Origin of the sequence: Desulfuromonas sp., assembly GCA_002869615.1 — a bacterium.
Lineage (GTDB): Bacteria > Desulfobacterota > Desulfuromonadia > Desulfuromonadales > UBA2294 > BM707.
Genome location: PKUH01000045.1, coordinates 1 through 11,980 on the forward strand (window position 1 = coordinate 1; position 11,980 = coordinate 11,980).

Below are 11,980 nucleotides of genomic sequence, written 5' to 3' on the forward strand. Positions count from 1 at the left end.
ATGATGAACCTGAAACCTGAGGTTGTCGCTCAGTTGGAGCGCGTACTCGGCTCGGTTGAAATGTTGTTGCCGAAAGCGGTTAAGTCGCTTGACTGGGCTGAAACCTATGCCGCCAACTGGCGCCGCCACTCCTTCTCCGGCTACCTCGAACCGGTCAAGGTCACCGACAACACGCGGCTCGATGATCTGCTCGGGGTCGAGGAACAGAAAGAAATCATGATCAACAACACCCGCCAGTTCATCCAGGGGCTGCCGGCCAATAACGCCCTGCTCTGGGGTTCGCGCGGCACCGGCAAATCCTCTCTGGTCAAGGCGATTCTCAATGAGTACGGCGATGATGGCCTACGCGTGATCCAGGTCGAAAAAGAGGACCTGATCTACATCTCGGAGATTTTCGCCGCTGTCGAAGATCAGCCCTATCGCTTCATCATGCTCTGTGATGACCTGACCTTCGAGACCGGCGAACTCGCCTACAAGATGCTGAAGAGTGCCCTCGACGGTTCGGTCTATTCGGCTCCGGAAAACGTGCTGATTTACGTCACCTCGAACCGGCGCTACCTGCTGCCGGAATACGATGGTGACCACCTCGGCGGCAAGTACGTCAAGGGGGAGCTGCAGCAGAGCGAAATCCAGGAGGAGAAATCGTCACTCTCCGACCGCTTCGGTCTCTGGGTGCCATTCCATGTCTTCTCGCAGGACCGCTACCTCGAAGCGGTCAAGCTTTGCCTCGAACAGTGGAGCACTAAGCTTGGCCAGGAGGTTCCCTGGAGCAAGGAACTCGAACGGGCGGCGATCAAATGGTCGCACGACAAGACCAAGCGTTGCGGCCGCACCGCCTACCAGTTCTCGAAGAACTATGTCGGGAAATACCTTCTTAAATAGTTGCCAACCGATATGTTTGGCATTAAATTGAGCGAAAACAGAATCCGGAGGTGCCTTGTGCAAAAAATCTTTTTACTGATCATGCTCGTCCTGCTCTTTAGTGTCACCAACAGCCCGGCCGAAATGATTACGACCGATTCCGGTCTGCGCTACGAAGAGCTTTCCATCGGTAACGGCGCCGTAGCTGTTCCCGGCAAGGTTGTCGAGGTCCATTACACCGGCTGGCTCGATGCAGACGGCAAGAAAGGGCAGAAGTTTGACAGCTCGGTCGACCGCGGCCGGCCGTTCTCGTTTCCGCTCGGCCAGGGTCGCGTCATTCGCGGCTGGGATGAAGGCGTGGCCGGAATGAAGGTCGGCGGCAAACGGACTCTCTATATCCCGAGCCGGCTTGGCTACGGGGCCCGCGGGGCCGGCCGGGTCATTCCGCCGAACGCCGATCTCATCTTTGATGTCGAGGTTCTGGGGGTTAAATGAGAGAGATAGATTCCGCCGAACTGGCTGCAGGGCTCGACAGCAAGGTCCTCGTCGATATCCGCCAGCCGAATGAGTGGCGTTCCACCGGGGTGATCAAGGGGTGCCACCTTTTGACCTTCACCGAAGCTGACATCAACGGCTGGCTGGACCAGCTCGGCAAGCTGGTCGGGCCGGAGGATCAGCTGGTGCTGGTCTGTCGTACCGGCCGCCGGACCGGCGTCCTCCTCGATTTCCTCAACAGCCAGACCTCTTACCGCCGGGCGCAGCATCTGGCTGGTGGTATCCTCGGCTGGATCGACAACGATCTGCCGGTGGTTGCGGTCGATCCGTAATTCTGCTGAAGTAAAAACTATTAAAAGAGCAGCCCTCGACCCGGTGCGGCTTTACTCCCGGTCGAGCCCTTTGATATTGAGGGTGAGGATGGTGTCTTCCCCTTCCTGTTCGACAAACTGGATCCGGTTCATGACCTGTTCCGGCAATTTGTTGAGGTCGCTGGTCCTGAACTTGTCGCCATGCGGTACCAGCAGCCCTTCCTGTGCGAGTTTGTCAAAATCGATCGGCAGCGACAGCAGGTACTTGGTGTGCTCGAGTTTGCGCTTGACGTCGTCCATCACATCGTTGCCACGCAGGTACTGGTTGCGCAGAGAGTTGGTTCCTGGACTCTCGTTCGCCGCCAGGCTGCTCATCTGGTGCCGCAGGTTGTCAACCGCCTGCTGTGCCGCATTGGCAAGCGCCGCGACCTCCCGGGAGTAGGCCTTGGTCAGCTCGAACGAAATCTCGCCGAGCTTGTTGCGCATCCTCTGAAGTTCAATGCCGAATACTTCGTGCTGTTTTTCCGACAGGCGGTAATCCTCTGACATAGTCTCTCCGAAACGATCTTAGTTGATGTTGACGGTTTTCTGTAAGCCTTCACCCAGTGTATAGCAAATAACGTGCACAAAACAGCCTTGCCGGAAAATTTGTTGATGGCAGGGAGGATAATGTTTTTAATCCGGTTATTTAGGGATCCTCTTTCGGGGCGATTGGCGGGTTGGTCCGCACCGGCTCAATAACCATTCGAGTTTTTTGACACACTGGCGGGTGCGTCAGGTGTGTCATCCCGGCTCGATCGATCGTGCCGACCTTGACCCTCTGCCGCCACGGCCGCGGCATTGCAGGATAAATTGACCTGATTTACCGATGTGATAAGATGATGCCGCTTGTCGAGAGCTAATCGACAGGCGGTTTTTTTATCGTTTGATTTTATCCTGTTTCCCTGTCAGGAGGTCGCATGAAAAAGATTGTTCTCATTGTCATCGTTATTCTGGTTGCTGTTTCCGGCTGGGCCGGCGCAACCTGGTTTGTCGGCAGCAAGGTCGAGGATGAATACCGCAGCCTGGTTCAGCGATACGCCAACCTCGGCCCGGTCAAGGCCTCGGTCAAGAGCTATCGGCGCGGCTACCTGTCGGCCAGGGCCGAGACGGTGATGGAGATGCAAATACCGAAGGCGCCGTCCGCAGAGGGCGAGGACCTGCAGTTTGAAACGGTCCGGGTGGTCTTCGGGCATGACATCTTTCACGGGCCGCTGCCAATCGGTGCACCACAGGGTGCGACCCCGGCCCTGGCGCTGATGACGACCCGCATCGTCTCGACCTCGGGGGTCGAACCGGATCTTGATGACCTGTTGCAGCAAGTGCCCGAGCTTGCCGACGCCTTCTCCTATTCCCGCATCGGCTTCGACGGAAGCATCGGCGGCGCGATGGAAATTCCGCCATTCAGCTCCGAGATCGAGGATGTGACCCTCATTTGGGGCGGCCTGACAGCCAGTTCCGAATACAAGCCGGGCGGCAAACTGGTCGGTCAGGTCGAGATGCCGAACCTCGATCTCCGCTTCGCGGATGGTTCGATGACATGGCAGTCTATCAGCTACCAGCTCGACATGGTGGAGGCTCTGCCGATGCTGTTCGTCTGTTCGGGCAATATGCTGATCGGCGGCATGCAGATGGATGTCCCGGTCCGCAAGAGCGGCAAGCGGACGCAGGTACGGATGCAGGAGGTTCGCATCGATTCCGACAGCAGCTACGATGGTCAGCTCGTCGATTACCGTCAGACTGTTTTCGGGGAAGGGATGACCGTCGACGACCAGGTCTATGGGCCGCTGGAAATTGATATGGAAATGAAAAACTTCTCCGGTCAGGCCCTCAGCGACTACCAGCAGGAGATCCTGGGCGCTTACGGTGAATTCGACCAGCTCGATCCGGATGCGATCATCGCGCGGCTGATGCCGGTCTACTCGAGGCTGGTGGTCGGCCTGCTGGCGAACAAGCCGGAATTCAATATCAATCGCTTTTATGTCAACACCCCGAAAGGCGAAGCCCGGGGAATGATTAAACTTAAGTATGACCATCCGCAGAACGAAGCGCCGTCCGAGCTGGCGATGGTTTCGATGTATGTCCCGTTTTTCAAGGTCGCCGCCGATCTCGTCGTCGATCGGCAGCTGGCAAAGGCGATGATCAGGAGCAATGTTGAGAGCCAATACCAAAAAGCGGTCGCAAGCGGTCAGCAGCCGGAGGTAAGCGAGCTGGAGAAACAGGCTCTCATCAATAAACAGGTCGAGATGCTTTTGCAGATGTACGCCGCCCAGGGCTTCATTGTCATCGACGGTGAACAAGTCACAAGCCGTCTGGTCTTTGCCGACAGCCAGCTGCAGGTCAACGGCAAGCCGCTGCCGATCTTCGGAGCCCAGTAGTGGGGCTCTGCCCGTGTTGCAGCCAGGAGATCTCTGATGTCCGAAATGATAGATAAGGGCAAGCTGATGCTTGAGGAGGTGGCCCTGGGCTACGCCCGTGACCACGGGCTGCGCCCCTCGGCCGAATGGGTCAATCAGGGGGGCGATTGGATGTTGCGCCTTGCCGATGCGCAGCACACGGTCCGGTTACTCTTCTCGCCCGACGAGATCGTTTTTTTCGCCGAACTTGAAGGTGATGATCGCGCCACCAAAATGAAGATTCGCAACGCCTTTGCCGGCCTCTCGATGTGAATGCAGGGCAAAGAGCGCCAACCGCAGCAGCAGGGACAACAATGACTTCATCCGCAGAATTCTGGGACCGGATCGCCGAACGCTACGCGCGCAAACCGGTCGCCGACGAAGAGACCTACCAGCGCAAGCTGGCGATCACCCGCGACTACCTTCAGCCGGAAATGGAACTGTTCGAATTCGGCTGCGGCACCGGCTCGACCGCTATCGCCCATGCCCCGTACGTCCGGCGGATCGAGGCGATCGACATCTCGCCGAAGATGATCGAGATCGCCCGGCGCAAGTCGGCTGAAGCGAACATCGACAATGTCAACTTCAGCGTTGCTTCGATCGAGCAGTTCGAGCCGGCCGATGAAGGCTACGATGTCGTGCTCGGCCTCAGCATCCTCCACCTGGTTGCCGACAAGGAAGAGATCATCGGCCGGGTCTACCGCATGCTCAAACCGGGCGGGGTTTTCGTCACCAGCACTGCCTGCATCGGTGACGCCCAACGTTATCTCCGGTTCATGGTGCCGCTCGGACGCCTGCTCGGCCTGATGCCGCTGGTCAAGGTCTTCACCACCGACAAGCTGGTCAAGGCGATGACGGATGGCGGCTTTGCCATTGATCAGCAATGGAGTCCGGGTGAAAACAAGGCGGTCTTTATCGTGGCACGGAAAACCGAACAGGAATGACCTTCCGGCTTCGGATCCCCTGTATTCAACAACATTGGTCCGGTTGGATTTAGACCCATCCCCCGACCACCCCGTTTCGGCGTCTTGGGACTTGTTTGCCTGTTGCCGGTCTGTCATCAGCGGGCAAAAGCTCTATAAATCTTTTGGTGCTGAGCCGGTTTATAAAGTATATTGTTATTAATGTTGTGATAGAGGAGATGACCAATGGCAGAGAAAATTTGTCAATATTATCTCGACTGCGACTTTTTTAAACGATTCAATCCTGATCTGTCGAGTAAGGACAAGGTGACCGCGTTTCACGAGATTGTCGATGTCTACTGTTTTGGCAAGTTGAGGACCAAGTGCTATCGCTATATCTATCGCGAAGCGAGCGGCCGCCCCCTCGAGGAAGAGATCGCGCCAAACGGAAAACGCTACTCGATCGTCCCTAAAGCCAAATTGTCCTGAACCGGCCTGGTTTTTCAGGCCGGCCTGTTCAGCTGCTCCGGCCCGGTCCGCATCTGCAGACCTTCATCCGCTCGCCTCAAGGCTGAAGCGCGTGTTCCGGCTCTGAGCCGGGTCTCAACCTCGATCAGCGCCGCTACCTGTTGATGGGCCGCATTTCATATCATCCTGGGTGCTGGTTTTTCCCTTTCCGATCAGATAAGCTGTTCCCCATCGATCTTCTTTCCTGAAAGTGTGGCTATGACCTTTACCCTTGCTCTCGCCCTTGCGGCGCTGCTGGTCAATATCGTCGTCGGCATCGACCTGATCCGCGGCAACCGGATGATCCGTTCCCTGCAGGCGGTTGAGCCGGTACTCCCTGCCCACATCCCGCGGGTCAGCGTCATCGTGCCGGCGCGCAACGAGGAGCGCAACATCGGCGCGGCCCTCGCCGCCATGCAGCAGCTCGATTATCCCGACCTTGAACTGATCCTGGTGAATGATCGTTCCGACGATGCCACCGCTTCGATCATGGATGCGATCGCCAAGGATGATCCGCGGATGCAGGTGGTGCATGTCACCGAGTTGCCGGCCGGCTGGCTCGGCAAGAACAACGCCCTCTGGCTCGGCGCAGCGCGGGCGAGCGGCGAGCTGCTGCTCTTCACCGACGCCGATATCGTGATGGCGCCGTCGCTGATCAGACGGGCGGTCGCCTACCTGGTTTCCGAAAAGGTCGATCATCTCGTGGTGACGCCGCGTATGGAGATGCCGGGCCGCCTGCTGCCGATGTTCGGTCTCACCTTCATGCTCGTGTTCGCCATGTTCACCCGGCCGTGGAAGGCGCGTGATCCGAAAAGCAGGGCCCATATCGGTATCGGCGCTTTCAACCTGGTTCGCGCCGAAAGCTACCGCGCCTGCGGCGGCCATGAAGCGATCCGTCTGCGCCCGGATGACGACCTCAAGCTCGGCAAACTGATCAAGAAAAACGGCTTTGCCCAGGATATTGTCGCCGGCCCCGACTTCATGTCGGTCGAGTGGTACAGCACGGTCGGCGAGGTCGTACGCGGCCTCGAGAAGAACACGTTCGCCGGGGTCGATTATCGGCTCTGGATGGCCGCTGGCGGCGTGATCGTCCTCTTCCTCTTGCTGCTCTGGCCTTTCTTGGCGCTGCTCTTTACCGTCGGCGCAACCCGCTACCTTAACCTGCTGATCGTCGCCATCATTGTTCTGCTGTTGATCAATTGCGCCGATGCCAACAAGCTCAGCCGCTGGTACGTTATCGGCTTCCCGCTCGCCCTGGCGCTCTTTATCTGGATCCTTATCCGTACCACCACTCTCAACCTGGTGCAGGGCGGTATTACCTGGCGCGGGACCTTTTATCGACTTGCAGAGCTTAAGGGGAACAGAATTTGACAGGTTCTATTCGTGACCGTATGGTTGTGACCTGGTCGGGGGAGTCAATGAATTGATGAACCGGCGACCCGGTCAGGCATGAGATGACCAACGGTTTTTTACAGGAGCTAGCATGTCTTCAGCATTAAACAGGTGCCACGATGCATTGATCCGGAACGGCTTCGATGTTTACCTCGCCGCCTCCCGGGAAGAGGCGAAGCAGATTTTTTTCGAGCAGATCTTTCCGGATTTCAGGAACGACCTGATCTCCTGGGCCGATTCATTGACCATTGAAGCGACCGGCGTGCTCGAGGATCTGCTCGCTAATCCCGGGCTCAACATGATCAAAACCTTCGATCCCGAAGCAGGAGGACGCGAGATCGTCGAGCGCCGCTGTCAGGCCCTGCTCGCCGACCTCTTCCTCACCGGCTCCAACGCCGTCACCGAGTGCGGCAAGTTGGTCAGCCTCGATATGATCGGCAACCGCACCGCGGCGATCGCCTTCGGGCCGAAGAACGTCGTGCAGTTCATCGGCCGCAACAAGATTGTACCCGATCTCGAGGCGGCGATGGCGCGGGTCAAGAACATCGCGGCGCCAATAAACGCCAAACGGCACAATATGGCCACCCCCTGTGTCAAGACCGGCCGCTGCCACGACTGCAGCTCGCCGCAGCGGATCTGCACCACCTGGACGATCATGGACAAGTGTTACCCGAAGGGGCGGATCAGGGTGGTGCTGATTGACGAAGAGTTGGGGCTGTAAAAAACAGACGTTTCCCTGTTGCGACAGCGAAAATGTGAAATGTCAAATGTGAAGATCTGACCCCGGAGGAGATTATTGGGTATTCTTGACAGCCTCAGCCGGTAAACGTATGATGACGCTTGGTTTCCAGGGACTGTTCCTCCGTGGACTTTCCCCGGTATGGGGGGGTAATGAAGTGGTTCTGTTTTGCCCGTAAAAGATAATCGTAAATCAAACCGCCCGATCGGTCATGTGCCGATGGGCGGTTTTTGTTTGGTTGTATGGTTACCATTAACATGGTGAGTCTTTCCATTCTTATCCTTGAGGGAGCTTATGAAATTCATAGTCGGGATTATTGGCGCAATTGCCGGCATCTGGCTTTTTTCATCACATAGCCAGTTTCTGGTCGGGGCCGTTCTGGGCGTCATAATGGCTTTGCTTTGTAAACAGGTATTGAATCTCTGGGAACGGATTAATATCCTTGAGCAGCAGATACAAAAGCAATCGGGCGAGGTGGCAAAGACGCAGCCGGCTGTTGAAAGCATTGCGGGAATTCAGCCTGTAGCAGATGAACAGGACGATGCCGGATTTACTTTTGAACCGGAACATGAAGCGGAGTCGGTTGTTTTTTCTGAAGAGCGCATGCCGGAGGAATCAGCCGCCAGCGGCAACATGTTCGAACCGGGCGGGATGGCGGAAGAGCCGTCTGCGGCGGCAAGAATCAATCCCCCGACAGGAGAGCGCTCGGTCCGGGAGGATGCTGCTCATGGTGCCGGCCGGCAGGTTGAATTGTGGAACATTGTTGTCTCTTATTTCACGGGGGGCAATGTTGTGGTCAGGGCTGGCGTGGTCGTGCTGTTTTTTGGTGTTGCCTTTTTGCTCAAGTATTCAGCCGAGCGCAACCTGATTCCAATTGAATTTCGCCTGCTCGCTGTTGCCGCTGGCGCGATAGCCCTGCTGCTATTTGGGTGGCGTCTGCGGATGAAGCGTACCGGCTATGCGTTGATTTTGCAGGGTGGGGCTATCGGCATTCTTTATCTGACTATTTTTTCGGCCTTACGCCTCTATCATCTCCTGCCGGTAGGCCTGGCAATGGCCCTGCTGGTCGGGATGTCGATCTTCTCAGCCGCGCTGGCAATTCTGCAGGATGCCCGAGCGCTGGCGGTCATCGGTGTGCTGGGTGGTTTTCTTGCGCCAATCCTGACCTCGACCGGGTCCGGTAATCATGTCATGTTGTTCAGTTATTATGCCCTGCTCAATGCGGGGATTGTCTTGATTGCCAGATATCGTTCCTGGCGTGAACTGAATTTGCTAGGTTTTGTCTTCACTTTCGGAATTGGAACCCTGTGGGGGAGTCAAAATTACTCGGCCGAATTATTTGCTTCAACAGAACCTTTCCTGCTGTTGTTTTTCCTGTTTTATCTCAGCATAGGGATTCTTTTTGCCAGAAACCTGCCACTGCCACAGAAAGGTTTTATTGATGGCACCATGGTTTTTGGTACACCGATCGTCTGCTTTGCCATGCAGTCCGTTCTGGTTAAGCCGTATGAATATGGATTGGCCTGGTCGGCGTTGTCCCTGGGTCTGCTTTATTCCGGATTGGCGTGGGGGCTGTACAAAAAAGGCAGTGATGCCATGCGGACCATGGTCGAGTCGTTCTTGGCGATGGGAGTGATCTTCGGGACGATTGCAATTCCGTTAGCGCTCGACGGACGTTGGACGGCTACCGCCTGGGCCCTTGAAGGCTCGGCAATTATCTGGATTGCCATCAAACAGAAGCGCTGGATGCCGAGGGTCTTCGGCCTGATCCTCCAACCGCTGGCCGGGCTCGCCTTTCTGGGCGCGGTCGATCAGCCGGCGGCCCAGATTTATGTGCTCAACAGTTTTTACCTCGGGTGCCTGGTCCTTTCGTTTGCCGGTTTGTTCAGCGGTTTTTGTCTGAACCGGAGCCGGGAATCAATCGCAAGTGCTCAGCTTGAAAGCAGGCTTATGCTGTTTTGGGGTTTGCTGTGGTGGTTCGGTGCCGGTGTGAACGAAATCGTTTCTTTCAGCACGTATACCCACCAATGGGTTTTGCTCCTTTGTTTTGTCACCATTTCAAGTGTTATTGCCTTCGTCTTCGGGCGCAAGCTGTCTTGGCCCGATTTGAGTCAGGTTTACCTCGGGTTGTTCGGTGTTATGTTGGTCGCTGCCGGCTATGTTTTGCTTGAGTTTCACAGTCATCCCTCGATTCATGGCGGATTTATTGCCTGGCCGCTTGCTTTTGCCGGGCACTACTGGTTGCTTTATCAGGATAATGACGGCCCCTTTGCGCACTGGCATGATTATCTGCACGTCGGGCTCTTCCTGCTGCTGGTTGGCCTCTGTACCTGGGAAGCAACCTGGTGGGCTGATCACCTCGTGCGCGGAAGCGGGGTCTGGTCGCTGGTTGTTCTAGGCATGGTTCCGGCGCTGTTCATGTTTGCCTTGTGTAAATTCTGGGACAAAATGACCTGGCCACTGCTCGGTCGACAGAAGGCGTACCTCTACCATGCATTACTGCCGGTTGCTGCTTATCTCTGGCTCGGTTTGATCCTGACCAATCTGATGAGCAAGGGGGACCCATGGCCGTTGCCATATCTGCCGTTCCTCAATCCTTTTGACCTGGTCCAGATCTGCGTCATGCTCGCCCTGGCCTGGTGGGTGGTCGTCCTCGATCAACACCTCGGAATACGCCTGATTGGTCTGGAGCGCCGGCAATTGATCGTTATCGCCAGTGCGACGGTTTTTTTCTGGTTGAATGCGGTTCTGATCCGGACCCTGCATCATTGGGGCGGGGTTTCGTTTGATCTGAAATCGATGATCGCGTCCGATCTGGTACAGACGTCGGTTTCAATATTCTGGACTCTGACAGCGATGCTGATCATGCTGTGGGGCACGAGTCGCAAAATCCGGCCAATCTGGATGGTCGGTGCCGGTCTGATCGGTGTCGTGATCGTAAAGCTGTTCATTTTCGATCTGGCACATACCAGTACCATCGAACGGATCATCTCTTTTATCGTCGTTGGATTGCTTTGCCTGGCGATCGGTTACAAGGCACCTCTGCCAGCCCGGGCCGTTGAGAAAGCAGGTGTTGAATGCGAGTGAAAATAGCTTTCCTGCTATTGTGTGCGGCAATGCTGACGGCATCGCCGGTTGTGGCTGCAGTGACGCCGGAACAGTTTGCTTTCGGGCTGCCGCTGCAGGTCTCGGGTGGACAGGCCTTTTATGAGCTGGAGCTGCCCCTGGCCGTCTACCAGGGCTGTCAACGTGATGATCTGGGTGACCTCCGGGTGTTTAATTCTTCCGGGAAAGTTGTGCCGCATGCCTTGCGCAGACCCGACAACAAGAGGGTCAGGCAGGATGTTGCTGTCTCGGTGTTGCCATTTTTCCCTCTTCAAGCAGAACGTTCAGGTGACGATCTGTCCATTCATGTTGAGCGGACCAAAGAGGGGACAATCGTCAATGTCCGTGCCGGTCAGAGTGCCGTGGGGCAGGATGCAAACCGCGGCAGCGGTTATCTGCTGGATGCGAGCCACCTCAAACAGCGGATTGATTGGCTCGAGCTGCTCTGGACAGATGAGGCGGAGGCGTTCCTTTCCGAGGTGGTAGTCGAAACAAGCCATGATCTCGTGTCGTGGCAGCCATTGACAACGGCTACAGTCGGTTGGCTCAGATACCAGGACTTCCGACTAGATCAAAACCGGATTTCTTTGCCCCGGCCCAACAGTCGATATCTGCGCCTGCGCGGCAAGGATGGCCGTTTTGCAGGGACGCTCGCAAAGGTTACGATGCTGACCCGTGAAAGCTCCATTGTTGCGCAGCCAAAGCTAAAACGCCTGACACGAAGAGCGACCCGGTTGAGTGAAAATAAGTACCGAATAGACCTGGGCGGAGCGTTGCCGGTTTCTTCCGTTTCAGTAAAACTTCAGGACAAAAACAGCCTGGCGACCGTGCGCCTCTCGTCGGCGCGGAATGAAAAAGATCCCGGGGTCCATCGTTGGCAAGGGCTTGCCTACAATATATCGCTCGACGGCCGTACCGTTGAGAATCCTGCTATCTCCGTGACAACAAGGCGCCACAGGTTTTGGGACTTGCAGGTCGAAAAAAGCGAAACGCCGCTCGCAGTTGTTCCCCAACTTGAGTTTATGTGGCAACCGGACCGGTTGGTCTTCCTCGCACAGGGGAGCGGTCCTTATTTTGTCGCCTATGGGAGCAATACTTTGGCACCAACGACTTTCCATGTCGATTCCCTGCTCAGGTTATCCGGACCAGATGGCCAGAAATCGTTCAAACCGGATGTTGCCGTCCCCGGTAAGCCATACGAACTTGGAGGAAGAGAGAACTTGTCTGACCGTA

The 11,980-nt window shown here is 56.3% G+C and carries 12 protein-coding genes; 11 read left to right on the forward strand and 1 reads right to left on the reverse strand.

All coding sequences use genetic code 11. The annotated features are described in order from the left end of the window. From C0623_05180 to C0623_05190, 3 genes are all read left to right on the forward strand, one after another. A complete protein-coding gene (locus C0623_05180; GenBank protein PLY01609.1) occupies positions 1-882 on the forward strand; it encodes an AAA family ATPase in 882 nt (293 codons plus the stop codon). 123 nt (positions 883-1,005) lie between these two features. Next, positions 1,006-1,356 carry a peptidylprolyl isomerase gene (locus tag C0623_05185; protein PLY01620.1) on the forward strand — a complete coding sequence of 117 codons (351 nt, stop codon included), beginning with the start codon at positions 1,006-1,008 and terminating at the stop codon, positions 1,354-1,356. Further along, positions 1,353-1,688 carry a hypothetical protein gene (locus C0623_05190; protein PLY01610.1) on the forward strand — a complete coding sequence of 112 codons (336 nt, stop codon included), beginning with the start codon at positions 1,353-1,355 and terminating at the stop codon, positions 1,686-1,688. The genes C0623_05185 and C0623_05190 overlap by 4 nt, the downstream gene beginning before the upstream one ends. A gap of 51 nt (positions 1,689-1,739) precedes the next feature. Here C0623_05190 and C0623_05195 read toward each other — a convergent pair whose 3' ends face one another. Continuing rightward, positions 1,740-2,216, reverse strand: coding sequence for a hypothetical protein (locus C0623_05195; protein PLY01611.1), 477 nt, complete (start codon positions 2,214-2,216; stop codon positions 1,740-1,742). Positions 2,217-2,626: 410 nt separating this feature from the next. Between C0623_05195 and C0623_05200 the strand changes: the two genes are divergently transcribed. From C0623_05200 to C0623_05235, 8 genes are all read left to right on the forward strand, one after another. After that, positions 2,627-4,084 carry a hypothetical protein gene (locus C0623_05200; GenBank protein PLY01612.1) on the forward strand — a complete coding sequence of 486 codons (1,458 nt, stop codon included), beginning with the start codon at positions 2,627-2,629 and terminating at the stop codon, positions 4,082-4,084. A 36-nt stretch (positions 4,085-4,120) separates the two neighbouring features. After that, positions 4,121-4,375 carry a hypothetical protein gene (locus C0623_05205; GenBank protein PLY01613.1) on the forward strand — a complete coding sequence of 85 codons (255 nt, stop codon included), beginning with the start codon at positions 4,121-4,123 and terminating at the stop codon, positions 4,373-4,375. Between the two features lie 41 nt (positions 4,376-4,416). Further along, a complete protein-coding gene (locus tag C0623_05210; GenBank protein PLY01614.1) occupies positions 4,417-5,046 on the forward strand; it encodes an SAM-dependent methyltransferase in 630 nt (209 codons plus the stop codon). 204 nt (positions 5,047-5,250) lie between these two features. Then, positions 5,251-5,493, forward strand: a complete 243-nt coding sequence (locus tag C0623_05215; GenBank protein PLY01615.1) for a hypothetical protein — start codon at positions 5,251-5,253, stop codon at positions 5,491-5,493. 237 nt (positions 5,494-5,730) lie between these two features. Further along, the gene (locus tag C0623_05220; protein PLY01616.1) at positions 5,731-6,882 is read left to right on the forward strand and encodes a glycosyl transferase; all 1,152 of its coding nucleotides are present in this window, start codon (positions 5,731-5,733) and stop codon (positions 6,880-6,882) included. Positions 6,883-6,994: 112 nt separating this feature from the next. After that, positions 6,995-7,624 (forward strand): lactate utilization protein, encoded by a 630-nt coding sequence (locus C0623_05225; GenBank protein PLY01617.1) that lies wholly within the window; start codon positions 6,995-6,997, stop codon positions 7,622-7,624. A 312-nt stretch (positions 7,625-7,936) separates the two neighbouring features. Then, entirely contained in the window at positions 7,937-10,729 is a 2,793-nt protein-coding gene (locus C0623_05230) for a DUF2339 domain-containing protein (GenBank protein ID PLY01618.1), read from the forward strand. Positions 10,730-10,758: 29 nt separating this feature from the next. After that, on the forward strand, positions 10,759-11,980 hold a 1,222-nt coding region (locus C0623_05235), incomplete at its 3' end, for a hypothetical protein (protein ID PLY01619.1).

Excerpts from the sequence above, each read along its gene's own strand:
- C0623_05180 (PLY01609.1), top strand. The coding sequence starts at position 1 with ATGATGAACCTGAAACCTGAGGTTGTCGCTCAGTTGGAGCGCGTACTC.
- C0623_05185 (PLY01620.1), top strand. The coding sequence starts at position 1,006 with ATGATTACGACCGATTCCGGTCTGCGCTACGAAGAGCTTTCCATCGGT.
- C0623_05190 (PLY01610.1), top strand. The coding sequence starts at position 1,353 with ATGAGAGAGATAGATTCCGCCGAACTGGCTGCAGGGCTCGACAGCAAG.
- C0623_05195 (PLY01611.1), bottom strand. The coding sequence starts at position 2,216 with ATGTCAGAGGATTACCGCCTGTCGGAAAAACAGCACGAAGTATTCGGC.
- C0623_05200 (PLY01612.1), top strand. The coding sequence starts at position 2,627 with ATGAAAAAGATTGTTCTCATTGTCATCGTTATTCTGGTTGCTGTTTCC.
- C0623_05205 (PLY01613.1), top strand. The coding sequence starts at position 4,121 with ATGTCCGAAATGATAGATAAGGGCAAGCTGATGCTTGAGGAGGTGGCC.
- C0623_05210 (PLY01614.1), top strand. The coding sequence starts at position 4,417 with ATGACTTCATCCGCAGAATTCTGGGACCGGATCGCCGAACGCTACGCG.
- C0623_05215 (PLY01615.1), top strand. The coding sequence starts at position 5,251 with ATGGCAGAGAAAATTTGTCAATATTATCTCGACTGCGACTTTTTTAAA.
- C0623_05220 (PLY01616.1), top strand. The coding sequence starts at position 5,731 with ATGACCTTTACCCTTGCTCTCGCCCTTGCGGCGCTGCTGGTCAATATC.
- C0623_05225 (PLY01617.1), top strand. The coding sequence starts at position 6,995 with ATGTCTTCAGCATTAAACAGGTGCCACGATGCATTGATCCGGAACGGC.
- C0623_05230 (PLY01618.1), top strand. The coding sequence starts at position 7,937 with ATGAAATTCATAGTCGGGATTATTGGCGCAATTGCCGGCATCTGGCTT.